This is a genomic window from Veillonella tobetsuensis (assembly GCF_002959935.1).
GTDB lineage: Bacteria > Bacillota > Negativicutes > Veillonellales > Veillonellaceae > Veillonella > Veillonella tobetsuensis.
On record NZ_PPDF01000004.1, the window covers coordinates 72376 to 96077 of the forward strand.

Below are 23702 nucleotides of genomic sequence, written 5' to 3' on the forward strand. Positions count from 1 at the left end.
ATGTACTGGATATATAACGTATTGCTCATATTCTATTGGATTGGCCTTATACCGGTCATCTTATATCGCCTTGCTTTTGAAGAAGGCTTTTATGAGCGTATAAAACAAAGTGCAGGATATATGCCTGCAACACTATTGAAAAAAATAGAAGGGCGTCGTGCTATATGGATTCATGCTGCATCTGTAGGAGAAATTGTTGCGACAAGTCCATTGGTAAAAGAGGTTAAACGAGAATTTCCAGAAGCTGTTGTAGTTGTATCTGTTGTTACTGCTACAGGTCATGCGATGGCACATCGGATTATTCCGGAGGCTGAAGGTATTATTTTCTTCCCTTTAGATCTACCGTATTTAACACGAAAAATTTTGCATATCATAAAACCTATTACTATACTGTTGGTGGAAACCGAGATATGGCCAAACTTCTTGCGCATCGCTGAGTCTGAAAAGATTCCTGTTATGATGGTGAATGGACGTATTTCCGACCGCAGTATGAAGCGCTACCGCTATATTAGTGCTTTCACCCGTGAAATGTTGAGTTCTATTGAACGATTCTGCATGCAGTCTAGCTTCGATGCGGAATATATATCTCGGCTCGGCGCCAATCCTGATGAGATTACCGTTACAGGTAATATGAAATATGATCAAACCTATGCAACTGTATCTGCTGAGGAAAAACAAGTTTTACTAGATGAGTTTGGTTTTGGTCATAATCATCCGATTATTGTTGCTGGTAGTACACATAAGGGTGAAGAGGAAGCACTGTTTGATTCATTTAAACAAGTGTTAGTGGAGTATCCTCATGCAAGATTGTTAATTGCACCTCGTGAGATATATAGAGGTCATGATGTACAATCATTAGCAAAACGCTATGGTTTAGAATCGATTTGTCGAAGTGATATGACAGAACCTGTTCATAAGGAAATTCCTGTTGTTGTACTCGATACGATTGGTGAATTAGGTCGTTTATATAGCTTAGGGGACATCATTTTCGTAGGTGGTTCACTTGTAAAAACAGGTGGTCATAATATTCTTGAACCAGCTGCTCATGGCAAACCAATTATTGTTGGTCCTCATATGTTTAACTTTAAGGAAATATTCAATCTCCTAAGTTCGAGAAATGCATGTAAGCAGGTTAAGAATCAAAAAGGTTTGACTAAAATGATTTTGCATCTTTGTAAACATCCTGAGTTAGCGGAAGAAATGGGACAAAATTGTCTTGATATAATTAGTGAAAATCGTGGGGCTACACGTCGTAATACACAGGAACTACGTCAATTATTTGAATCACATCATATTATTCCGTAATAGGAATTTATAATAATCTATACGGAGGGAGGTGCCTACTATGAATTGTGAAGATATGTTTAAGAAAATTATGTGTGGAGAAGATCAATCAATTCTTGGTGATATAGCTAGATCTGGGTTGGCCTTGCTCAGTAAAGGCTACGAAAAAGCTGTTACCATGCGGAATTCGAAATTTGATGCTCATAAAGGCGTTGAAAAGGTATCAGTACCTGTAATTAGTGTAGGCAATATAACGGCTGGTGGTACTGGTAAAACCCCAATGGTTAGACTTATATGTGATATTTTAGGTCAGAAAGGTTTTCATCCAACCGTATTGAGTCGCGGCTATAGAGCTAAAGATAATAGCCAAAATATAATCATTTCTAAACATGGTTCCATTTTAGTAGAGCCAGAAGAAAGTGGCGATGAGGCTTGGTTATTGGCTAAGGTGTTACCAAAATCGAGTGTTATCATTGGGCGTAAACGCGTAGATTCTGCACATATAGCGATTGATGAATTAGGTGCTGATTATCTCGTGATGGATGATGGCTTTCAACATCGTGCTCTTTATCGGGATAAGGATATCGTTTTAATCGATGCATCTAATCCATTTGGATACGAGCATGTATTGCCTAGAGGTTTACTAAGAGAACCTTTACAAGGCCTTGAACGGGCTAGTATCATCGTTCTCACAAAGGTAGATCAAGTAGATCCAGGAATGGTATCCGCTCTGAAAAAACGTTTGGCTAAGATAACACCTCAAAAGCCTGTGTATGAGACGGTGCACAAACCATGTGCTGTCTATACACTTGATGAATGGGCTAATGGTGCTGAAGGAAGTCCGGTCGATAATTATAATGATCTTTCTATTATGGCTGTAAGTGGTATTGGCAATCCTCAATCATTTACCAAAACATTGGAAGGTTGTGGCTATAATGTAGTTCATACCATGGGTTTTGGTGATCATCATGACTTTACAGATGATGATATTGTTGATATTTGGACGCAAGCTTTTGCGCATAAGGCTCAGGCTATCATGATAACCGAAAAAGATGCGGTTAAATTAAGTCAATTGCATGCAATTGAAGACTTAAAAATGCCTGTATTCGTGCTATCTATAGGGATTGAGTTCCTTTCCGGAAAGCAAGAATTCATAGAAAATTTAGAGATTTAGTGTATAATAATAAGATACGCAAATAAAAGAAAAGGGGTTTTATTGTGAAGATTGGTTGCGTGATTCCAGCTCGGTTTGGCTCGACGCGATTGCCAGGTAAACCATTGGCAGATATCGCAGGTAAACCTATGATTCAACGTGTATATGAACGCGTAACAAATGCTAAAAAACCAGAGGTATTCATTGTAGCTACCGATGATCAACGTGTGTATGATGCGGTGCAATCCTTTGGTGGTACAGTGGTTATGACGGATGCTAATCATCCAACAGGAACTGATCGACTAGCTGAGGTAGCACAACAATATACAGATTTAGATGTTATCATTAACGTACAAGGTGATGAACCAATGATCGATGCTAATTTAATCGATCAATTGGCAGAACTCTTTGAATCTGATGACGTACTCCAAATGGCTACAGTAGCCACCCCTTTATTAGAAGAAGAATATGATGAACCTTCTGCTGTTAAGGTTATTTTAAATAAGCGAAATGATGCAATGTATTTTTCGCGCTCCTTGATTCCGTATCCACGACATGATTTTGTAAATACTCCGTTAAAACATATTGGCATATATGCATATCGTCGTCAGTTTTTATTAGACTATGCAAAAATGGAACCAACTGCAGCGGAACAAACAGAATCGTTAGAACAATTAAGAGCGTTAGAAAATGGATTTGCTATTCGCGTTATTACTACAGATAAACGATTTGTCGGTGTTGATACACCAGAAGACTTGGCTCGTGTAAATGCTATATTCGAGCAAGAGGAGAAATAAATGAAAACAGTACAAGTTGGCAATATGACAATTGGTGGCGGTAAAGGTCTGTTTGTATTAGCCGGTCCTTGTGTAATCGAAGATTATGACCGTACCTTAGCCATCGGTAAAGAGGCTAAGGCTATCTGCGAACGCCTTGGTGTTCCATATGTATTTAAGGCTTCTTTTGACAAAGCTAATCGCTCTAGCTTCAATTCTTTCCGTGGTCCAGGCTTAGAAGAAGGTCTAAAAATTTTAGCATCTATCAAAAAAGAGTTAAATGTTCCGGTCGTTAGCGATATTCACTCTATTGAACAAATTGAACCTGCTGCTGAGGTATTAGATATTTTACAAATTCCTGCATTCTTATGCCGCCAAACAGATTTAGTATATGGTGCTGCTAAAACAGGAAAATGTGTGAATGTTAAAAAAGGCCAATTTATGGCTCCAAAGGATATGGAAAATGTCCTTAATAAAATGAAGGAGTCCGGCAATGAAAATCTCATGCTTACAGAACGTGGCTTTAGCTTTGGCTATAATAATCTTGTTGTAGATATGAGATCATTCCCTATTATGCGATCCTTTGATTATCCAGTGATTTTTGATGCTACACATAGCGTTCAATTACCAGGTGGGGCTGGTACGAAATCTAGTGGTAATCGTGAGTTCGTGCCAAATTTAGCGCGAGCAGCTGTTGCTAGTGGGGTAGACGGTTTATTCTTTGAAGTGCACGATAATCCAGAGGAAGCTCTTTCTGATGGTCCAAATATGGTGTACTTAAATCAATTTGAAGGTTTACTAAAAGATTTAGTAGCTATTGATAAAATCGTAAAACGATAAGGGGCGATTGTATTGGAAATTTTAGAACAGGCAGCTCAAGTGCTTCATGAGGAAGCACAAGCGATCGAACAGTTAATAACAACATTAGATCAAAGTTTTGTAAATGCTGTTAATATGATTCTTGCATGTAAAGGTCGTGTGGTATGTACTGGTATGGGCAAATCTGGTCATATTGGACGCAAGATTGCAGCTACATTAGCAAGTACCGGTACACCTGCATTATTTATGCACCCAGGGGAAGGGGTTCACGGTGATCTAGGTATGATTACTGAAGATGATGTGGTACTAGCCTTTTCTAATAGCGGAGAAACCGGTGAAATTATTAGTATTTTACCGTCCTTACGCCGCATCGGTGCTAAATTAATTTGCGTCGTAGGAAAACCAGAATCCACATTGGCTAAAAATTCTGATGTGGTTTTATTGGCTCAAGTTGAGCGTGAAGCGTGTCCACTTGGATTGGCACCAACTACAAGTACGACTGTAGCATTAGCATTAGGCGATGCTTTGGCTGTATGCTTATTAGAACGTCATCATTTTACTCCGGAAAACTTTGCTGTTTTCCATCCAGGTGGTTCTCTTGGTAGACGTTTGCTATTGACTGTAGAAAATATCATGCATGGTGGCGATGATAATCCGGTTGTGCATAAAGGGGCAACAGTTCGTGATGCTCTATTTGTCATGACTGAAAAAGGTCTTGGTGCTACAAGTGTTGTGGATGAAGAAGGTCACTTAATCGGCCTTGTAACTGATGGTGATGTACGTCGTGGCCTTGATTCTGGTAGTAATTTCCTTGAATGGCCTGTGGAAGATATGATGACTAATATGCCACGCACCATTACGAAGGATAAATTAGCTGCTGAAGCTCTTCATGTAATGGAAAAGAATCAACCACGTCCAATTACCGTATTGCCTGTAGTGGATGCAGGCGGTCATGCTTTAGGCATCGTTCATATTACAGATTTACTTCGTAGAGGCATTGTGTAATGGATATTAAGTGGATTATTCTCGATGTAGATGGCGTATTGACTGATGGAAAACTAATCTATACATCAAATGGGGAAGAGGTCAAAGAATTTTCTGCAAAGGATGGGTTAGGATTAGCGGCTGCCCATAAAGCAGGCCTTTCTCTTGCTATTATCACTGCTCGTGTATCTCCTATGGTAGAACGACGTGCTAAAGAATTGAAATTCGATGCCTTGTTGATGGGGCATGCCAATAAAACGAACGCATTGCGCTCTCTTTGTGAAAGCCATCACATTGAATTAGAAAACATTGCCTATATGGGTGATGACTTGAATGACTTAGGGGCTCTATCTCTTGTGGGATTACCAATGGCACCACAAAATGCGGCACCTGAGGTAAAGCGAGTTGCTCAATTTGTATCGAACTATAATGGCGGCTCTGGTGCTGTACGAGATGCCGTTGAATATATCTTAAAATCACAAAATATGTGGGATTCAGTTGTACAAGACTATACTGTGGAGGCTCATAATCATGGGCAATAAAGGAGGTGAGCAGAATGAATAATGAATGGCAATACCACGTAGTAAAGGGTATTAGTTGGCTCGTATGTCGTTTGCCGTATAAGCTCATTTTGCTCATAGGTGCTAGCTTAGGTCCATTGTATGGAATCATTGCGAAGAAGCAAAAGCTAAGAGGCATTAAAAATATTAAAATTGGTATGAATATGAATGATGAGCAGGCTGAGGCTTTAATTGAAAAACTCTTTAAGAACCTTGGCCGTAGCGTCATGGAAATTTTATACATGCCAAACTTAACAAAGAAATTTATTAATGAGCATATTGAAATGCGTGGTATAGAGTATTTAGATAATGCTATTAAAGAAGATAAAGGCGTTATTGTTCTTACAGGTCATGTAGGTAACTGGGAATGGATGGGAGCGGCTTTAGCGTCTTATGGGTATCCCTCTACGACTATCGTAAAGAAACAACCTAATGCACAATTCACGCGTTTTATGAATGAGTATCGTGAAATGGTGGGGCTTGATGTCTTTGCCAGTGGTGGTAATGAAATTGTATCAGCTGCTAAAGCCTTGAAAAGGAAAAAGCTTTTAGGCTTTTTGGCTGACCAAGATGGCTATATTCATGGTTTACCAGTACCGTTCCTAGGACAACCCTCATCGGCTGTTGTAGGGCCTGCTACATTTGCAAAAAAATTTGACTCTCCAGTGGTTCCAATTTTTGCTTCCCGTAAACCCGAAGGTGGGCATATAGTTCATATATTGCCACCATTACATTACAAACATAGCGGTGATGATGATGTAGATATGTACACTCTTACAGAAGAATGTGTACGTGTTACAGAGGACTTTATCCGTGAACATCCAGATGAATGGATTTGGTTCCAGCATCGTTGGATGACTAAGATGAGCGAGATCGTTGATTACGATAAGAAATTAGAGATAAGGGAGAGGGCGCATGAAAAACAATAAAAAAATGATTGCTATTGTCGCAGCTATCGTCATTGCTCTCATTGGTCTTATCGCGTATATTTTACATGATTCTGGCGATTCAAATTCTCCGAAAACAACGGCTACAGGTCAATTGGTTAACTTCCAAGGGGCAGAGCTACAAGAGGAGAAGGATGGTAAGTTGGTGTGGGCCTTATCTGCTGAAAAAATAGAGTATGACCCGCGTTCAAAATCAATTGTACTTACTAATTTAAAGGGCCTTTTCTATCAGGATGATGTGACGACAACAATTACAGCACCTCATGCTGTATTATCTGGGGATCACAACTCGCTAGATGTTGATGGTGGTGTTACAGCATCTAATACTGAAGGCGCTAGCTTTAAAACTGATGCATTACATTTTGATAATAAGACAAAGTTACTTACTTCAAAAACTGCTTTTACATATGACTCAAAAGATATTACATTGGTTGGTGACAAGCTAGAAGGCAATATGTCTTTAAAACAAATCAAAGCAACTGGCCATGCTAAATTAACGAAAAAGTAAAGTTGAGGAATTGCGATGAATAAGAAACAATATATGGGCTTAGCTGTTATTTCAGCGATGATGTTATTATCTGTTACAGCTTGGGCTGCTAATGAAGGGCCTTTAACAATTAGTGCAGATACATTATCTTATGATGGTAATACGGGCCGTGCTGAAGCATCCGGCAATGTTGTTATTACACAACAAGATAAAACGATAACTGGCGCAAATGGTTGGTATAATACTAAAACTAGAGAAGCATCTCTCGATGGGGGTGTTTCCTTGATTGGCAGTAATATGGCTATGTCCGCCCAATCTGTACACAGTATCAATGATAATCAATTTAGTGCTACCGGTGATGTTCATTTGCAACGGGATGATCGTCAAATTTTTGGTGATTCTGTTGAATACAACTCTGATACTGAATATGGTAAAGTGCTAGGTAATGCAAGATTAATTGCAGAAGGCACTACATTAACAGGTAATCAAGTAGAAGGTTGGTTGAAAGAAATCCGCGCTGTAGCACAAGGTGATGTAACATTTAATAATCCAAATCGTAATGTATCTGGCTCTGCTGATCGTGCTACTTACACTCAAACACCTAATCAAAATGACGGTGTTGTATTGCTTACTGGTTCTGCACATGCTGTACAAAATGGCAATGTGTTGAATGCACCTGAGTTGAAATTGTACTTGAATGATAACTCTGCGGAAACATTAGGCGGACGTAGTACATTAGTTATCTCACCTAACTAATAAGGATTAATATATGTATATAGAAACTAAAAACCTAGTCAAAACATTCGATGGCCGAAATGTGGTAGACGGTGTTAGTCTTCATGTTGAAAAAGGGCAAGTCGTAGGTTTGCTCGGTCCTAATGGGGCAGGTAAGACTACATCGTTCTATATGATTGTAGGCATCGAAAAACCGACATCAGGTATTATTACAGTTGATGGCAAAGACATCACTATGTTGCCAATGTATAAACGTGCAGCGGAAGGTATTGGCTATTTACCACAAGAGGCATCTATTTTTAGAGCTATGACGGTAGAGGAAAATATTCGTGCCATGTTGGAAATGACAACTAAAACAAGTGATGAAATTGATACGATTGTAAATTCCCTAATTGATGAATTTAATATTGGTCATGTTCGTGAACGAAAAGGCATGCAGTTGTCCGGTGGTGAGCGTCGTCGTGTTGAAATCGCCCGTTGCTTAGCATTAGAGCCTAATTTTATCTTACTCGATGAACCTTTTGCGGGTGTAGACCCAATTGCGGTAGCCGATATTCAGCAAATTATTTTGCATGTAAAAAAACGAGGAATTGGGATTCTGATTACAGACCATAATGTGCGTGAAACATTGGGCATTGTTGATAAGGCGTATATCCTTAGCAGTGGTAAGATTCTTTTGGAAGGTACTCCTGAAGAAATTGCTAATGATCCAATCGCTCGTGAACATTATTTGGGTAACAATTTTAAATTATAGGAGGGACCATGCGCTTATTAGATAGATATATTTTAAAAGCCTTTGTAGGTCCATTCCTATTCGGGGTATTTGCCTTTACCAGTATTTTTGTTGGTACAGGCACACTATTTCGTATTGCTCAATATATAACAGAATACGGTGCACCGTTATTGCTCGTTATGAAGGCGTTCTTCTTGGCGATGCCGAGTATTATTTTATTGACATTTCCTATGTCTGTATTACTAGGTTCATTAATGGCTTTCAGCAGACTAAGTAGCACTAGTGAAATCGTCGTTATGCGTGCTGGTGGTCTTAGTTTCTTGCGATTAGCTATGCCCGTATATATTTTGGCATTGGTTATTTCTATTGGGGCCGTTGCATTTAATGAATTTGTAGTACCTCGTACAAATAATATGTATCAAACCATAGTACGCGAAGAAATCATGAAAAATGCGACACCACAAACACAAAGCCATATTGTGTTAAAATCTATGAATGGTGATAATCTTAGCACCTTAATGTATGCTAAACACTACGATAGTGAAAGCAAACAACTTAGCATGATTACAGTACAGCAATTCAATGATAAAGGCGAATTGCAACAAGTAGAGAATGCTGAAAATGCTGAGTGGAATGGTCAAGTGTGGGTAATGCATAATGGTATTATCTATGATGTATCTGCTGGTGAAGGTGTAGAGCGGACTATGCGATTTAAAGAGCAAGTTTTGCCAATTAAGTCTAGCCCTAGTGAAGTACAACAAGATCGTCGTAAACCAGAAGAACTAACTATTAAGGAGTTGCGTCATCAAATTAAGGCGTACAAAGCGGCATATACAAATACCAGCAAATTAGAAATGGAAATGTATCAACGCTTTACAATTCCATTGGCCAGCTTTGTGTTTGCTCTTGTAGGGGCCCCATTGGGATTGCAAAAACAAAGGTCTAGCTCATCCATTGGTTTTGGTATCAGTATTTTGATTATCTTCATTTACTATGGTGTCATGACCTTTGCTGGCGCGCTTGGTAAGGGTGGTGCTTTACCGACTTGGATGGCAGCCATGATTCCTGATGTATTGGGGATTGTCGCAGGTTTATATTTGAATTGGCGTGTATCTCGATAAAGATTATATGTCATTAGGGTGTTAATCAATAAAGAAAGGAGGGCGTCATGCTTGTAGGTTTAAAAATTCTCTTTATTATAGCTATTATGGGCGGACTCATTGCCTATATGGGGGATAAATTAGGAACAAAAGTTGGCAAACGCAAGATGTCCCTCTTTGGATTGAGACCTAAGCATACTTCAATTATCGTAACTATTGTGACGGGGCTTCTTGTTGCGGCTACTACGGTTGGGGTTCTTACGATTACATCGCAAAGTGTGCGAACTGCCCTTTTTGGGATGGATCAGTTGCGAGCCGATATGAATCGTTTAACTGCAGAGGTGGCTGCTAAAAATGCGGAGCTTGAGCGTGGTAAAGCCTTATTAGAAGCTAATAAGAAGGAATTAGCTGATCGTATGGCCGAAATCGAAGAGATTCGTAAAGAGGTAGAGCAAAGCCGTCAAGAATTAGCCGATGCAGAAGCCGCTAAATATGCTACAGAAGCAGAATTATCTGCGTTGCAAGCTTCCTATGATGCAGCATCTAAAAAACTAGCTGCTTTAGAGGCTACTCGTGCTAGCATGGAAAAACATATTGCTGAATTGCAAAAAACACAAGAAGAGTTGAAAACTGGTATTATTCATCTACGTGAAGGTACTATTTTATTCCAAGTAGATCAATTATTGACGCAAGCTGTTGTTCGCAATGGTTTGAATCATAACGATGCACGTGAGGCGGTTAATAATATTATTGAAGACACCAATAAGCTAGTATTACGTCGACTAGGCGTTGAAGATCACGGTGAAACTGTTGTCTATGTGGATCGTCAAAATGTTGAGGTAGCCATCTCTAAAGTGGAAGAGGCTAAAACCCCTATGGTTATTCAAGTAGTTGCTGCTGGTAATATTATTTCTGGTGAGTCTGCCGTTGCTACAATCCAGGTATATCCGCAACAATTTATCTATAAATCAGGTGATGTAATTTCTACAGCCGTTATTGATGGTGGTAGTAATGCTCAAGTTAATATGCTTAGATTCCTAAAGCAAGTTAATGAACAAGCTAAGATGAAAGGGGTAATTCCTGATTCCTTATCAGGAGATATAGGGACGATACCTGGTGATGAGTTATTTACTGCTATTCGACGTATCAGCATGATGCATGGCAAAGTGCATGTAGAGGCTTATGCAGATGGTGATACCTATTCATCAGGTCCAGTACACATTAAACTGCGCATTACTCAAGTTACAGATACAGGTAAACTCATAAAATCAAATTAGTTTCTATATGAAAAGATCTATGTATTAATATTTAATACATAGGTCTTTTATTTTGTGATAAAATATAACTATTGTATTGAGGAATGAGGACAATAGTATGAATAATATATCGTATATAGCCGCTATCGATCCAGGGAATGAAAAGACAGGTGTGGCTATACTTTCACAAGCCGGTGAATTAATACATCGCACGATTATTGAAACTAAAACGTTTAATAGCTCTTTTGAAAGTTTAGTAAGCACATATCGTGGCATCAATCATATCGTATGTGGCAATGGGACTAATCATAAGCATTTGTATCCATCAATCCAACAAATTGGTCGCAACCACAAAATTACAACCAGCTTAATTGATGAATCGCATAGTACGGAAGATGCACGTAAATTGTATTGGCAATATAATCCACCTACTGGTTGGCGTAGATTCGTACCAAAAGGGATGCAATTTCCTCCTGAACCAGTTGATGATTTAACGGCCTATGTCATCGGCATGCGTTATACAAAGCAGCTTAAAGAGCAGCCTGTACTAGAGGTTAAAAAGGAAGAAAATTTGCAAGAATTAGAGGCTAAACGATTAGCAGCTTTTAAAAAATTATATAATGAAGGAGATACGAATGAGTGATGTCGTAAAAAAAACACATTGGTCTAGTATACTGCTGAGATGTGTTTGGATGATCATAGGGGCATTGATTTATACAATTGGTCTTGATCTGTTTTTAGTACCTAATAATATTATCGATGGTGGTGTGGTTGGTATATCCTTGATGGCAGCTGAGCTTTCTGGTATATCATTTAGTATATTTGTAGTTTTGCTTAATATACCATTTCTGTATGTAGGCTATCGTATTAATGGCAAGACCTTTACTATATCTACACTGTTTTCCATCGTCTGGATGGCTATATTTTCAAAATTTGCCCATGATTTTACACCGATAACGACAAATCCTTTTCTGGGGGCCATCTTTGGGGGGATAATTCTCGGTATTGGTGTGGGCCTAATTATACGAAATGGTGGCTGTCTTGATGGCTCTGAAATTGTAGCCATTATATTTGATAAACGCACCACCTTTTCTGTTGGTGAAATCGTAATGGCCATGAATTTAGTTATCTTAGGTGCAGCAGGTTTCGTATATAGTTGGGATAGTGCTATGTATTCTTTGGTGGCCTATTTTATTGCATATAAAATGATTGATGTAACGATTACAGGCCTTGAGGAATCCAAGGGTGTTATGATTATTACAGATGCAGATAATTCTAAAAAAATTACAGATGCATTGAATGCTAAATTGAACAGAGGGGTAACGATTTTATATGGTGAGGGTGGCTATTTAAAAACACCTAAGCACGTTCTCTATTCCGTAGTAACGCGTTTAGAAATCACACGATTAAAGGATACCGTATATGAAGTCGATCCATCGGCTTTTATAACGATTCAAGACGTGCATGATGTATTTGGTGGCCGTTTTAATAAGAATGGTCATTAAGGGGGTTCTAATGAATAATAAATTTGTAAAAGAAACGTTAGACTGGATATATGCTATTGTGTTGGCTTTGGTTATTGCCATGGTAATCCATATTTTTCTCGTACAACCAACACGTGTATCTGGCGAATCGATGGATGATACACTTCATAATGGTCAATACTTAATCGTTACTAAATGGCAACATATTATGCGTGATATGCCTGATTATGGTCAAATTGTTATCATCGATAGCCGTGTTAACCGTGAACGCACATGGGTTGATGATGTAAAAGAGCCATTAATGAACTATGTAAGTGTAATCGATAAATCAGCTCAAACTAATGACGTATGGGTAAAACGCGTCATTGGTAGACCTGGTGATACATTAGAATTTAAAGACGGCCATGTATGGCGTAATGGTGAGCAATTACAAGAGCCATATACAAAGGATACAACTATGAATTATAGTCGTTCTACACCTGTAGTGGTACCGGAAGGTCATGTGTTTGTCATGGGGGATAACCGAAACCATTCTAGTGATAGTCGATTCATTGGTTCCGTACCTGTGGATCATGTGCTAGGCTTTGTAGAGTATGCTCTTTAATGTTATATAAAACATAAATCCAACAATAAGATCTATTCATGGAATAGGTCTTATTTTATTTTATAATTAAACTATTCGTTATAAATAAGTAAAAATAATTAATTGTCAAGAGAATTAGTGGTTAAATAAATTCTTTTTTAGATATATAAAATGAAATTTCATACAATATAATTTTAAGAAATATAGATAAATGCTGGGTTTTATTAGTTAAAATATTTCATGAAAGAAATTTCATCATATTTAATTGTATAAAATGCTTTACAAATTTTGGAGAGAGTTGTATATTGACATCACAGAAAGACAACACAACAAGTTGTGGTGATATACAAGAATAGAAGAAGAGGAAACGTGGATACTCTACATGATGTTCTTATATAAATCATAACAAGATGTAAAGTCTTCTGATAATATATATTTTTTCTAAGTCTTAATAAAAAGACATTATCAGAAAGAAGGAATCTATTATGAAAAAACAATTTGCAACAGTATTAGCAGCAACAGCAGTTTTAGGTGTAACTACAGCATTCGCTGCAAACCCTTTCTCCGATGTAACTCCTGATTCTTGGGCATACCAAGCAGTATCTCAATTAGCATCTGCTGGCATCGTTAATGGTTACCCAGATGGTACTTTCAAAGGTCAAAATGATATTACTCGTTACGAAATGGCACAAATGGTAGCTAAAGCAATGGCTAACCAAGATCGTGCAAATGCAGAACAACAAGCGATGATCAATCGTTTGGCTGATGAATTCTCCAACGAATTAAACAACTTGGGCGTTCGCGTTTCTAAATTAGAAGACCGTGTAGGTAATGTAAAAGTTACTGGTGATGCTCGTATCCGTTACCAAGGCTCTGAAGATAAAGGCGTATATAAGGACGGTAGCAAATCCTTAACCGATGGTCGAGCTCGTGTTCAATTCAACGCTAAGGTAAATGATAAGACTGAAGCGGTAGTTCGTGTTAAAGGTGGCTATGAATTTGGTGATTCCACAAACGGTACAACTGCAAAAATCGATCGTGCTTATGTAGATCACAAATTTGGTCAAAGCGTATCCGCTAAAGCTGGTCGTTTCAATCAAACAATTGGTGGCGGCTTAATGTACGATGATACATTCGATGGTGCTCAATTGAATGTTGGTAACGATAAAATCCAAGTACAAGGTGCTTATGGTTATATGATGGAAGGTGCTGCAGCAGACAATGCTAAATCTGATAACCCATCTGTATCCTATGTAGGTGTTAAAGGTAAAATTGGTCAAGAATCCTCCGTTGGTGGTTTCTACTCCAGATTATCTAGTGGCAACTTAAATCACAATGGTGCTACCGTAGCAAATGATCACCAAAACGTATATGGCTTCAATGCGGACTTCCATAAAGATAAAGTATGGGTTGGCGGTGAATGGTTGAAAGCTTCCGATGTTTCTAACTCTCAAGCTTGGACAGCTGGTGTAGGTTATGGTAATTACGACATCGCTAAAAAAGGGACTTGGGATGTGAAAGGTCAATACTTCAACCAAAAAGCTAATGCACCTATCGTAAGCTCCACTTGGGATCAAGCATATGACTTGACTAACACAAACAATGGCTACAAAGGTTACATGGCAACAGTTGACTATGCTGTACAAGATAATGTTGGTTTAAGCGCTGGTTATGGTTTCAATTCTAAAGACCAAAGCGGTAACGATTTATCCGACTTCTACCGTGCAGAACTTAACTACAAATTCTAATGAGTAGTAAAAAAATATATAACACTATTTTGAAAACCCTCTCTTAAAGAACATATAATAGTATATATAAAGGGAGCCCTCCTTGAGAGGGCTCTTTTTGTATGTAAAATTAGAGAAATGCTATATGTAGTATGAGGATAAAATGACGCAATAGACAGATATGATTAGATAAAAAGATTAATAACTATATAATTAATTAGTAAAAATTAATAGTTCCGATGAGAATAAATCTCATTAGAATAAAAATTGAATAAAAGTGTAAAAAAAATTGATTTTTAGAATATACAAAATGTATAGATAAAATCTAAGTTTTTTATGGGTATGAAAATAAATTTATGATAAATGAGAATGTAAGTGAGAAAAAAGGGTTTACATCAAAAATACTTCGTGCTAATATCATGGCAACAAGAGGCGATGAGCAAGACATACTGAAATCTCGATGAAGAATTATGGCGAGGAAACGTGGACACTCCCAAGAGAATTCTAAATCTAGAAATTAGAATGAATTGTGAATCGTAACTTGAAAAACAATTTTATTCTTATTTTTCAGAAAGAAGGAATTCAACTATGAAAAAACAATTCGCAGCAATCTTTGCAGCAACAGCAGTATTGGGTGTAACTACAGCTTTCGCAGCTAACCCATTCTCCGACGTAACTCCTGATTCTTGGGCATACCAAGCAGTATCCCAATTGGCAGCATCTGGTATCGTTAACGGTTACCCAGATGGCACTTTCAAAGGCCAAAATGACATCACTCGTTACGAAATGGCTCAAATGGTAGCTAAAGCTATGGCTAACCAAGACCGTGCTAACGCTGAACAACAAGCTATGATCAACCGTTTGGCTGATGAATTCTCCAACGAATTGAACAACTTGGGCGTTCGTGTAGCTCGTTTGGAAGACCGCGTTGGTAACGTAAAAGTTACTGGTGATGCTCGTCTTCGTTACCGTGATGCTGAACATGAATCCTCTACATTCGACGCTCGTGCACGTTTGCAATTCAACGCAAAAGTAAACGATCGTACTGATGCAGTTGTTCGTTTGACTACTGACAACTTCCAATTCGGTAATGCTGATGCTAATACAGCTGATACAACAGTTAAATTCGACCGTGCATATGTTAACCATAAATTCGGTGAACGCGTATCCGTTAAAGCTGGTCGTTTCGGTCAAGCATTCGGTGCTGGTTTAGCATTTGATGGCGATTTCGATGGTGCTCAATTCAACGCTGGTAACGAAAAAATCAACTTCCAAGCAGCTTATGGCTATGGTGTATCCGGTGCGTTCGATCAAGCAACTAACAAAAATCCTGAATTAGTTGTATTGAACTTGAATGGCAAAGTTGGTAAACACGTTAACGCTGGTGGTTTCTACACTCGTGTAAACGGTGAAGATGCAATCAATGGTCACCAATACAAAAATATCTACGGTTTCAACGCTGATGCTAACTTCGACAAAGTTTGGGTTGGTGGCGAATGGTTGAAAGCTTCTAACGTAGAAAAATCCCAAGCTTGGACTGCAGGCGTTGGCTTTGGCAACTACAACATCAAAAAACAAGGTACTTGGGACGTAAAAGCTCAATACTTCAACCAAAAAGAAAATGCTCCAATTTTTGACACAACTTGGACTCAAAAATACAAAGCTGATTCCAAAGGTTGGTTAGCAACTGTTGACTATGCATTGCAAAACAATGTTGGTTTAACTGCTTACTACGGTTTCGACTGGAAAACTCAAAACGGTACTGATAAACACGACTTCTACCGTGCAGACCTTAACTACAAATTCTAATTTGATAGTTACTCATATGAAAGAGACTCCTTCGGGGGTCTCTTTTTTTGGCTCTATAATAAATGTTGGGGTGACACCACTACGGTGTCACTTCCAACATTATTTTTTTTGCAAAAAATAAGCATACAAGACTCACATACTTTACAATAAAAGTGTCAAAGTCCTAAAGAAAGGATGTGAGCTTATATGCCTACTACTGATTATACTGAATTTTTACATAATGTAAAACAAGAGTTTATTACAAACAGCTACGAATTGGACGGAACATTTATTTTTGACATAGAATTACCGGTAACACCACATATTTGCCCAAAATGCGGAGAAACTACAGAGCGTATTAAAGATTACCGTATACGTACGGTAAAATTTGGAAAAGTACAACGAGGACCATTAATTGGAAAATACAGACAACGTCGATATATTTGCCCTTATTGTAAGCACTCTTTTTCCGAGAACAATCCATTTGTACGAAAACATATGCAACTAAGTATAACCAATATTAATTTGTTATTTGATAAACTTACTGAAAGTGTAACCTATACTGCTATCGCTAACGAGTGTGATACATCTATTACTACAGTATTACGCTATTGCTCTATGATTACTATACCTAAGCCTAAAACATTACCTACTGTTATTGGTATTGATGAATTCAAAGGAAATGCGGAAGGTCATCAATACCAAGTCAATTTAACCAATCCAGATACACATGAAATATTAGACATTTTACCGAAACGTGATACGCAAGCATTAATCCGCTATTTTGCATCATTTAAACATAAAGATCGCGTACAAGTTAAGTTTATTGTAATGGATATGTCCATACAGTTTAAACGCATCATGGAGGCGCTATTTCCACATGCGCATATTATCTGTGATCGATACCATGTGTGTCGACTTGTGGATTGGGCGGTAGAGCGAGTTAGAAAACGTGAGCAACATAAACTGGCTGCTTATTCACGTATGTTAAAACAGAATCGACGTGTGCTAATGAAACATCCAGATCATTTAACGGAAGTTGAACACATTAAGCTCTGTGAAATACTTCGAATTTCTGAAGATTTACGAAAAGCATATGCTTTAAAACTATCTTTTAGAAAAATCTTTTCAACCTATGGTAAACAAGGGATAGCTACACATTTAAAGCATTGGTTAGAATTAGTGAAAGCATCTGGTTTGAAAGAATTTAATAACTTCTTTACATCGTTTCCTGCATGGATGACTCAATTAACTAATGCATTCTTACTTCCATATTCTAATGGATACACAGAAGGAACTAACAACAAGATTAAGGTATTAAAACGAATAAGCTATGGACTTCGCCACTTTGGTAGATTTAGAGTACGTATTCTACTTTTGAGCAAAAAGAATGGCACCAACCATACATATGATTGGTGCCAAAGAAGGCTCGTAGGGTGAACACCCCAACATTTGACAGAGAGCCCTTTTTTGTCTCTAGAATTCATTGGTATAATCTATCTTTGTTAAACATTTGAAATAATCTATATAAAGTAAGAAAAAGAGTTTACATGATAGCTACTTCATGTTACTATCACAATAGTTACTTCATGTTACTGTCACAATAGTGAGTTTTGATGTATGAAATAAACTTAAAGCTAGCTAAGGATTATGGGAAGGAAACAAGGAAACTCTCAAAGAATTCCAATTCTAGAATAAGGAGTGAATTGTACATCGCGTTTTGAAAATAATTTTATTGTTAGAGAAAGGTATTTAACTATGAAAAAACAATTCGCCGCAATCTTTGCAGCAACAGCAGTATTGGGTGTAACTACAGCTTTCGCAGCTAACCCATTCTCCGATGTAACTCCTGACTCTTGGGCATACCAAGCAGTATCACAATTGGCAGCATCTGGTATCGTTAATGGTTATCCAGATGGCACTTTCAAAGGCCAAAACGATATCACTCGCTTTGAAATGGCTCAAATGATCGCTAAAGCTATGGCTAACCAAGACCGTGCTAACGCTGAACAACAAGCTATGATTAACCGTTTGGCTGACGAATTCTCCAACGAATTGAATAACTTGGGCGTTCGTGTAGCTCGTTTGGAAGATCGCGTTGGTAATGTAAAAGTTACTGGTGATATGCGCCTTCGTTTTTTAGGATCTCAAAATAAAGATGGTATCTATGCTAATTATTATGGTGACTATAGTAAATCATCCCAATTCGATGGTCGTGCACGCTTACAATTCAATGCAAAAGTGAATGATTGCACAGATGCAGTAGTCCGTGTAGTTACTGGAGACTATGAATTTGGTGATGCTGATACTTATAGTTATACAGGTGTTAATTTTGATCGTGCATATGTTAACCACAAATTTGGAGAACGCGTATCCATTAAAGCCGGTCGTTTTGGTCAAATGATGGGTGCTGGTTTGGCATTTGATGGTACCTTTGACGGTGTTCAATTTAATGCAGGCAATGAAAAAATTAATCTTCAAGCAGCTTATGGTTATGGTGTTTCTGGTAAATTAGAAGGTAAAGACACTAAAGGAAACCCTCCACTTGTTGTATTGAATTTGAATAGTCAACCTAATAAGCACGTTAACTTAGGTGGTTTCTACACTCGTATAAATGGTGGAGACCATTCTACTACTCCATTTGCTCCTGGTGGCATTGGCGTAGCTTACAAAAACATCTACGGTTTTAATGCAGATGTTAAGCTCCACAAAGTTTGGGTCGGTGGTGAATGGTTGAGAACATCCAACATTAAAAACTCTCAAGCATGGGTTGCAGGAATTGGTTATGGTAATTATGACCAAGCTAAACAAGGTACTTGGGATGTAAAAGCTCAATACTTTAATCAAAAAGAAGATGCTCCAATCCTAGATACTACTTGGGATCATATTTATACTGCTGGTTATAAAGGTTGGATGGCAACTGCTGACTATGCATTACAAGACAATGTGGGCTTAACTGCTTACTACGGTTTCAATTGGAAAGAATATAAAGATAATGGTAAAGATCAACCTAATTTCTACCGTGTTGATCTTAATTACCAATTCTAATTTGATAGTCAATATAAAAAGAGATTCCTTTTGGAGTCTCTTTTTTGTGTAAAATTTATATATTTCTATGATAAATGGTATAATAAAGAGTATTATAATTTCTATTTAAAGGAGGTAACTATGGATCCTTCTTTTTCTCATATTCAAATGGTGGCTATCGATTGTGATGAGACCTTACTACGCAGTGATAATACTGTGTCAGAGTACACAAAGGATGTACTGCATCGACTGCAAGAGAAAGGTATTCGTATAACCCTTGCCACAGGGCGCATGTATCAAACGGCAAAACCAGTAGGTATGTCTCTTAATCTGGGGAATGTACCGATGATATTATTTTCTGGTGGGCTAATACAGGAATTAGAAACGGCACACAAGGTGTTTGAACGCACTGTACCTCGAGCAGCGGTACAGCGTATTTTACAATTAGCTCGAGAATATGATTGGCATATTCAATCTTATATAGATGATAGATTGTTGTGTCATCATCGGAATTGGCAATCGGATTTGTATGAGGCTCAAACTGGTGCAAAGGCTGAGTTCCTAGGTGATTCCTTGTATGAACTTTCACAGGAACCGAATAAATTAATTGCCATTGATAGGGTAGAAAATATTGATAAAATCATAGCTTCTTTAACACCTCTTGTTGGCGATGAGGTTACCTTGGTTCGCAGTCAAAAGGATTTTCTAGAAATCATTGCCCGCCATGTGTCTAAAGGTGATGCACTAGAACAGTTAGCGCGCCAATATGGCATTGGTATGGAGCATATCGTTTCTTTTGGTAATGCAGAAAATGATATATCTATGTTATCGAAGACTGGTTATGCGGTTGCTGTTAATAATGCAGTGGAGCATGCGAAATTAGTGTCTCGTGAGGTATGTGGTCATCATAATGATGATGGTGTGGCTCGTTGGATTGAAGAACATTTATTATAATGGAGTAAGGTATGGAAGCATTTCGTTTATTAATCGTAACTGGTATGTCTGGTGCTGGAAAAACACAGGTATTACAGGCATTAGAAGATATGGGATATCTCTGCATAGATAATATTCCGCCTGTATTGATTCCTAAATTGAGTGAAATTTGTCGCCAAGGGGGGGATCGTACAAATCGCGTGGCCCTCGTAGTAGATATTCGGGGCGGAGAATTTTTTGAAGCCTTGTCTACATCTCTAGATAACTTGAAAGAGATGAAGGTTGATTATGAAATCGTATTCATGGATGCTAGCGATGAAACATTGATTCGCCGTTATAAAGAATCTCGTCGCAGTCATCCATTGGCACCTAGCGGCCGTCTCACAACGGGCCTAAAAAAGGAACGGCAAATCCTCGATTCTGTGCGCCATAAAGCAGATTATATTATCGATACGACAGATATGAAAACGGCAAATCTAAAGGAGTATTTGAAAAAACGATTTACTCAAGTTGCAGAAAAACATGGCATGACTGTAACGGTGGTAAGCTTTGGTTTTAAATATGGATTGCCTTTAGATGCAGACATGATTTGGGATGTTCGTTTTTTGCCGAACCCATTCTACATTCCAGAATTCCGTCATAAAACAGGGCGTGTACAAGTTGTAAATGATTATATTCATTCTTTTAAAGTGACGGATGAATTTAAGAAACACTATTTTGATACCTTAGATTTCCTGGTTCCTAATTATGAAAAAGAAGGAAAGGCTCAGTTTATTGTTGCTGTAGGCTGCACTGGGGGGATGCACCGTTCCGTAGCAATGGCAGAGGCTTTGTATGCTCATTTATTAGAAAAAGGCTATCGTGTCACTGTTGAACATCGAGATATGATGAAAAACAATGTGGAAGAAGATTTTAATCCACATCAAGCAGATCTAGGGGATTAAAGGGGTTTTTATGTTACGAAAACGTTGGTTCCGGTGGCTAATTCCGGGCCTTAATATTAAGCGTTGGCTTGCTCTCTATAGCTTAGGGGTAGGCTTATTAATCATAGGCATTTCACTATTGTTTAACTATCAATGGTTATCCTATATAGAGGATATAGTTCTTGCCTATTCCTATTCCTTAACGGGATATTATAATTACAATGTACTAATTTTGGTAGGTACTATTTTAATTGTTATCGCAGCCTTATTGATACTACTTGGTACAAGTAAGGTTATTAAAACTATTATTCGTGCCGTTTTACCAGATCCGTCTAGCAAGGTGTCGGATATTATTTTTCAAAATATTCGCCTCGATAAAGGTCCTAAAATTGTTGTAATAGGCGGTGGTACCGGTTTATCTAATTTGTTGCGTGGGTTGAAAGATCATACATCTAATTTGTCCGCCATCGTTACAGTTGCCGATGATGGTGGTTCATCTGGTCGTTTACGCGAAGATTTTAAAATGATTGCTCCTGGAGACTTGCGCAACTGTCTTGTAGCTCTTGCTGAACAAGAAGGTGTAATGGAAAATTTGTTCCGCTATCGATTTGATGGGGATAATGAGTTATCTGGTCATAGCTTTGGTAATCTCTTTATTACCGCTTTGGCACAGGTTTATGATGGCGATGTAGAGGAGGCCCTCGAAGCGGCAAGTAAATTGTTGCGCGTTCGTGGTCGCGTTATTCCGTCCTCCACAGAATTTATTCAATTAAGTGCTGAATTGGTAGATGGTACTATCGTTAATGGTGAAAGTAATATTCCTCATTCAGGACAACCAATCAAGCGCGTGTTTAGTACACCGGCCTTGCCAAAACCAGAAGGTGCAGCGCTACAAGCCATTGATGAGGCTGATGTTATTATCTTGGGGCCTGGCAGTCTCTATACGAGTATCATACCAAATCTATTGACTGATAAGATTGCGGACCATGTACGTGCTAGTAAAGCCAATAAAATTTATATTGCTAATGTTATGACACAACCTGGTGAAACGTCGGGCTATTCCTTGGCCGATCATGTACAAGCTATTATTGACCATAGTGGAGTTGGTATTGTAGATACCGTTCTTGCTAATGATGGTCCGCTGCCAATTCAAATGGTAGAACAATATAGCGCCGTGGGTTCTGAACCAATGGCAATTGATTCTAAGCGATTGCAAGAAATGGGGATACGTACGGTTCGTGCTACATTAATCAGCCAAGAAAAACCTGCTGTTCATGATCCTGAGCGTTTGGGTAAGGTTCTTATGGATATCATCTATGCTATGAAATCTGATATGGAACCAAGAGTATTAGAATATTACTTGCGTCGTGCCGATCACTAGGTCTACTGTTGTAGTTTGTCATTATATAAGATTACAAAATATTAGTTCCATAAGTTAAGGAAAGGAGTCTCTATGTCTTTTGCAGAAGATGTGAAAAATGAATTATGTGCCTATGAGCCTGAAACGGATACCGATGTGGCCATGAAAATAGAAGCATCTTGTTTATTGCGCATGGGTGGTTCCTTATTACTCGGTATGAATGGAGCGATTGGTGTACGCCTAGCCACTGCTAATAATGCGGTGGCTAGACGTTTGCTTGGTATTTTAAAACGACAATATGAATTGCCTACACATGTTTTAGTTCGACAAGGTCTAAATTTGCGTAAGAAGAATATGTATACATTAACGGTCGACCCATCTCAAGAGGGGCGTAGTGCTTTAGAGGATTTGGCTTTGTGGCCCGTTACAGAACAGTTACCGCGAAAGTGGCTAAACTCGATGGAGGCACGTCGAGCGTTTTTACGTGGCGCTTTTTTAGGTGGTGGGTCTGTTAATAAACCGCAAAGTGATTATCATCTTGAATTTATGACCGGCAATGAGTCCTTTGCGCGAGAAATTATATATGTTTTAAGATTATTTCATATTCATGCAGGGCTGACGGAGCGTAAAGAGGAGTATGTGGTATACCTGAAAGAAGGAGATGCTGTTACAAATTGTTTGCAAATCATGGGTGCTCAATCGGCATTGATGGAATTTGAAAATGTACGTATTATGAAAACTGTGCGCAATCAGATTAATCGGCAAGTAAACTGTGAAACGGCAAATTTACAGAAAACAGTTGATGCGGCTGTGCGTCAAGTAAAGGCTATCCGTATTTTAGATGAACATATTGGTATCGATGCATTGCCAGATAAATTAAAAGTTGTTGCTAGATTACGTTGGGAAAACCCAGAAGCTAGTTTAAAAGAATTAGAAGAAATGATGAATGGTTCCTTGTCAAAATCGGGTATTGGCCATCGTTTAAAAAAGTTAGAAGCATTGGCCCTTACATATGATCCTATGGGGCTGGAAGAGGTTTAATT

General features: G+C 38.3%; 23 protein-coding genes. All 23 read left to right on the forward strand.

Annotated elements, in window-relative coordinates:
• The 23 genes from VTHSUH11_RS01535 to whiA all read left to right on the forward strand — a co-directional run bounded on the left by VTHSUH11_RS01535 (position 1) and on the right by whiA (position 23700).
• A complete protein-coding gene (locus VTHSUH11_RS01535) occupies positions 1 to 1305 on the forward strand; it encodes a 3-deoxy-D-manno-octulosonic acid transferase (RefSeq protein WP_059361706.1) in 1305 nt (434 codons plus the stop codon).
• A 40-nt stretch (positions 1306 to 1345) separates the two neighbouring features.
• The gene (lpxK, locus tag VTHSUH11_RS01540; RefSeq protein WP_105092388.1) at positions 1346 to 2458 is read left to right on the forward strand and encodes a tetraacyldisaccharide 4'-kinase; all 1113 of its coding nucleotides are present in this window, start codon (positions 1346 to 1348) and stop codon (positions 2456 to 2458) included.
• 44 nt (positions 2459 to 2502) lie between these two features.
• Entirely contained in the window at positions 2503 to 3234 is a 732-nt protein-coding gene (gene kdsB, locus VTHSUH11_RS01545; RefSeq protein ID WP_105092389.1) for a 3-deoxy-manno-octulosonate cytidylyltransferase, read from the forward strand.
• Positions 3235 to 4053 (forward strand): 3-deoxy-8-phosphooctulonate synthase, encoded by an 819-nt coding sequence (gene kdsA, locus VTHSUH11_RS01550; RefSeq protein ID WP_105092390.1) that lies wholly within the window; start codon positions 3235 to 3237, stop codon positions 4051 to 4053.
• Between the two features lie 12 nt (positions 4054 to 4065).
• Positions 4066 to 5037, forward strand: a complete 972-nt coding sequence (locus tag VTHSUH11_RS01555; RefSeq protein ID WP_105092391.1) for a KpsF/GutQ family sugar-phosphate isomerase — start codon at positions 4066 to 4068, stop codon at positions 5035 to 5037.
• Positions 5037 to 5558, forward strand: a complete 522-nt coding sequence (locus VTHSUH11_RS01560; protein WP_105092392.1) for a KdsC family phosphatase — start codon at positions 5037 to 5039, stop codon at positions 5556 to 5558. Before VTHSUH11_RS01555 ends, VTHSUH11_RS01560 begins: the two co-directional genes overlap by 1 nt.
• A 14-nt stretch (positions 5559 to 5572) precedes the next feature.
• Positions 5573 to 6505 carry a lysophospholipid acyltransferase family protein gene (locus VTHSUH11_RS01565; RefSeq protein WP_105092393.1) on the forward strand — a complete coding sequence of 311 codons (933 nt, stop codon included), beginning with the start codon at positions 5573 to 5575 and terminating at the stop codon, positions 6503 to 6505.
• Positions 6492 to 7031 (forward strand): LPS export ABC transporter periplasmic protein LptC, encoded by a 540-nt coding sequence (gene lptC, locus VTHSUH11_RS01570; RefSeq protein WP_059361713.1) that lies wholly within the window; start codon positions 6492 to 6494, stop codon positions 7029 to 7031. The genes VTHSUH11_RS01565 and lptC overlap by 14 nt, the downstream gene beginning before the upstream one ends.
• 15 nt (positions 7032 to 7046) lie before the next feature.
• Positions 7047 to 7766, forward strand: coding sequence for an LptA/OstA family protein (locus tag VTHSUH11_RS01575; protein WP_105092394.1), 720 nt, complete (start codon positions 7047 to 7049; stop codon positions 7764 to 7766).
• Between the two features lie 13 nt (positions 7767 to 7779).
• Positions 7780 to 8499 carry an LPS export ABC transporter ATP-binding protein gene (lptB, locus tag VTHSUH11_RS01580; RefSeq protein ID WP_105092395.1) on the forward strand — a complete coding sequence of 240 codons (720 nt, stop codon included), beginning with the start codon at positions 7780 to 7782 and terminating at the stop codon, positions 8497 to 8499.
• A gap of 8 nt (positions 8500 to 8507) precedes the next feature.
• Positions 8508 to 9599, forward strand: a complete 1092-nt coding sequence (locus VTHSUH11_RS01585) for an LptF/LptG family permease (protein WP_059361716.1) — start codon at positions 8508 to 8510, stop codon at positions 9597 to 9599.
• A 47-nt stretch (positions 9600 to 9646) separates the two neighbouring features.
• Complete coding sequence (locus tag VTHSUH11_RS01590) at positions 9647 to 10855, forward strand: DUF3084 domain-containing protein (protein ID WP_105092396.1); 1209 nt, start codon at positions 9647 to 9649, stop codon at positions 10853 to 10855.
• A gap of 97 nt (positions 10856 to 10952) precedes the next feature.
• On the forward strand, positions 10953 to 11477 hold the full coding sequence (locus VTHSUH11_RS01595; RefSeq protein WP_105092397.1) for a RuvC family protein: 525 nt from the start codon (positions 10953 to 10955) through the stop codon (positions 11475 to 11477).
• Entirely contained in the window at positions 11470 to 12339 is an 870-nt protein-coding gene (locus VTHSUH11_RS01600; protein ID WP_105092398.1) for a YitT family protein, read from the forward strand. The genes VTHSUH11_RS01595 and VTHSUH11_RS01600 overlap by 8 nt, the downstream gene beginning before the upstream one ends.
• Positions 12340 to 12349: 10 nt before the next feature.
• Complete coding sequence (lepB, locus tag VTHSUH11_RS01605; RefSeq protein WP_059361720.1) at positions 12350 to 12922, forward strand: signal peptidase I; 573 nt, start codon at positions 12350 to 12352, stop codon at positions 12920 to 12922.
• A gap of 464 nt (positions 12923 to 13386) precedes the next feature.
• Positions 13387 to 14649 (forward strand): S-layer homology domain-containing protein, encoded by a 1263-nt coding sequence (locus VTHSUH11_RS01610; protein ID WP_105092399.1) that lies wholly within the window; start codon positions 13387 to 13389, stop codon positions 14647 to 14649.
• A gap of 567 nt (positions 14650 to 15216) precedes the next feature.
• A complete protein-coding gene (locus VTHSUH11_RS01615; protein ID WP_105092400.1) occupies positions 15217 to 16437 on the forward strand; it encodes a putative porin in 1221 nt (406 codons plus the stop codon).
• Between the two features lie 186 nt (positions 16438 to 16623).
• Positions 16624 to 17856 carry an ISL3 family transposase gene (locus VTHSUH11_RS01620; protein ID WP_105092401.1) on the forward strand — a complete coding sequence of 411 codons (1233 nt, stop codon included), beginning with the start codon at positions 16624 to 16626 and terminating at the stop codon, positions 17854 to 17856.
• A 318-nt stretch (positions 17857 to 18174) separates the two neighbouring features.
• Entirely contained in the window at positions 18175 to 19464 is a 1290-nt protein-coding gene (locus tag VTHSUH11_RS01625; RefSeq protein ID WP_105092402.1) for an S-layer homology domain-containing protein, read from the forward strand.
• Positions 19465 to 19584: 120 nt separating this feature from the next.
• Complete coding sequence (locus tag VTHSUH11_RS01630) at positions 19585 to 20397, forward strand: Cof-type HAD-IIB family hydrolase (protein WP_105092403.1); 813 nt, start codon at positions 19585 to 19587, stop codon at positions 20395 to 20397.
• A gap of 11 nt (positions 20398 to 20408) precedes the next feature.
• A complete protein-coding gene (gene rapZ, locus VTHSUH11_RS01635) occupies positions 20409 to 21320 on the forward strand; it encodes an RNase adapter RapZ (RefSeq protein ID WP_105092404.1) in 912 nt (303 codons plus the stop codon).
• A gap of 10 nt (positions 21321 to 21330) precedes the next feature.
• A complete protein-coding gene (locus VTHSUH11_RS01640) occupies positions 21331 to 22680 on the forward strand; it encodes a gluconeogenesis factor YvcK family protein (RefSeq protein WP_059361729.1) in 1350 nt (449 codons plus the stop codon).
• A gap of 72 nt (positions 22681 to 22752) precedes the next feature.
• A complete protein-coding gene (gene whiA / locus VTHSUH11_RS01645) occupies positions 22753 to 23700 on the forward strand; it encodes a DNA-binding protein WhiA (RefSeq protein ID WP_105092405.1) in 948 nt (315 codons plus the stop codon).
• Positions 23701 to 23702: the final 2 nt, after the last annotated feature.

Coding starts and splice junctions, on each gene's coding strand:
- VTHSUH11_RS01535 (WP_059361706.1), top strand. CDS start 1: ATGTACTGGATATATAACGTATTGCTCATATTCTATTGGATTGGCCTT.
- lpxK (WP_105092388.1), top strand. CDS start 1,346: ATGAATTGTGAAGATATGTTTAAGAAAATTATGTGTGGAGAAGATCAA.
- kdsA (WP_105092390.1), top strand. CDS start 3,235: ATGAAAACAGTACAAGTTGGCAATATGACAATTGGTGGCGGTAAAGGT.
- VTHSUH11_RS01560 (WP_105092392.1), top strand. CDS start 5,037: ATGGATATTAAGTGGATTATTCTCGATGTAGATGGCGTATTGACTGAT.
- VTHSUH11_RS01565 (WP_105092393.1), top strand. CDS start 5,573: ATGAATAATGAATGGCAATACCACGTAGTAAAGGGTATTAGTTGGCTC.
- lptC (WP_059361713.1), top strand. CDS start 6,492: ATGAAAAACAATAAAAAAATGATTGCTATTGTCGCAGCTATCGTCATT.
- VTHSUH11_RS01575 (WP_105092394.1), top strand. CDS start 7,047: ATGAATAAGAAACAATATATGGGCTTAGCTGTTATTTCAGCGATGATG.
- lptB (WP_105092395.1), top strand. CDS start 7,780: ATGTATATAGAAACTAAAAACCTAGTCAAAACATTCGATGGCCGAAAT.
- VTHSUH11_RS01585 (WP_059361716.1), top strand. CDS start 8,508: ATGCGCTTATTAGATAGATATATTTTAAAAGCCTTTGTAGGTCCATTC.
- VTHSUH11_RS01590 (WP_105092396.1), top strand. CDS start 9,647: ATGCTTGTAGGTTTAAAAATTCTCTTTATTATAGCTATTATGGGCGGA.
- VTHSUH11_RS01595 (WP_105092397.1), top strand. CDS start 10,953: ATGAATAATATATCGTATATAGCCGCTATCGATCCAGGGAATGAAAAG.
- VTHSUH11_RS01600 (WP_105092398.1), top strand. CDS start 11,470: ATGAGTGATGTCGTAAAAAAAACACATTGGTCTAGTATACTGCTGAGA.
- lepB (WP_059361720.1), top strand. CDS start 12,350: ATGAATAATAAATTTGTAAAAGAAACGTTAGACTGGATATATGCTATT.
- VTHSUH11_RS01610 (WP_105092399.1), top strand. CDS start 13,387: ATGAAAAAACAATTTGCAACAGTATTAGCAGCAACAGCAGTTTTAGGT.
- VTHSUH11_RS01615 (WP_105092400.1), top strand. CDS start 15,217: ATGAAAAAACAATTCGCAGCAATCTTTGCAGCAACAGCAGTATTGGGT.
- VTHSUH11_RS01620 (WP_105092401.1), top strand. CDS start 16,624: ATGCCTACTACTGATTATACTGAATTTTTACATAATGTAAAACAAGAG.
- VTHSUH11_RS01625 (WP_105092402.1), top strand. CDS start 18,175: ATGAAAAAACAATTCGCCGCAATCTTTGCAGCAACAGCAGTATTGGGT.
- VTHSUH11_RS01630 (WP_105092403.1), top strand. CDS start 19,585: ATGGATCCTTCTTTTTCTCATATTCAAATGGTGGCTATCGATTGTGAT.
- rapZ (WP_105092404.1), top strand. CDS start 20,409: ATGGAAGCATTTCGTTTATTAATCGTAACTGGTATGTCTGGTGCTGGA.
- VTHSUH11_RS01640 (WP_059361729.1), top strand. CDS start 21,331: ATGTTACGAAAACGTTGGTTCCGGTGGCTAATTCCGGGCCTTAATATT.
- whiA (WP_105092405.1), top strand. CDS start 22,753: ATGTCTTTTGCAGAAGATGTGAAAAATGAATTATGTGCCTATGAGCCT.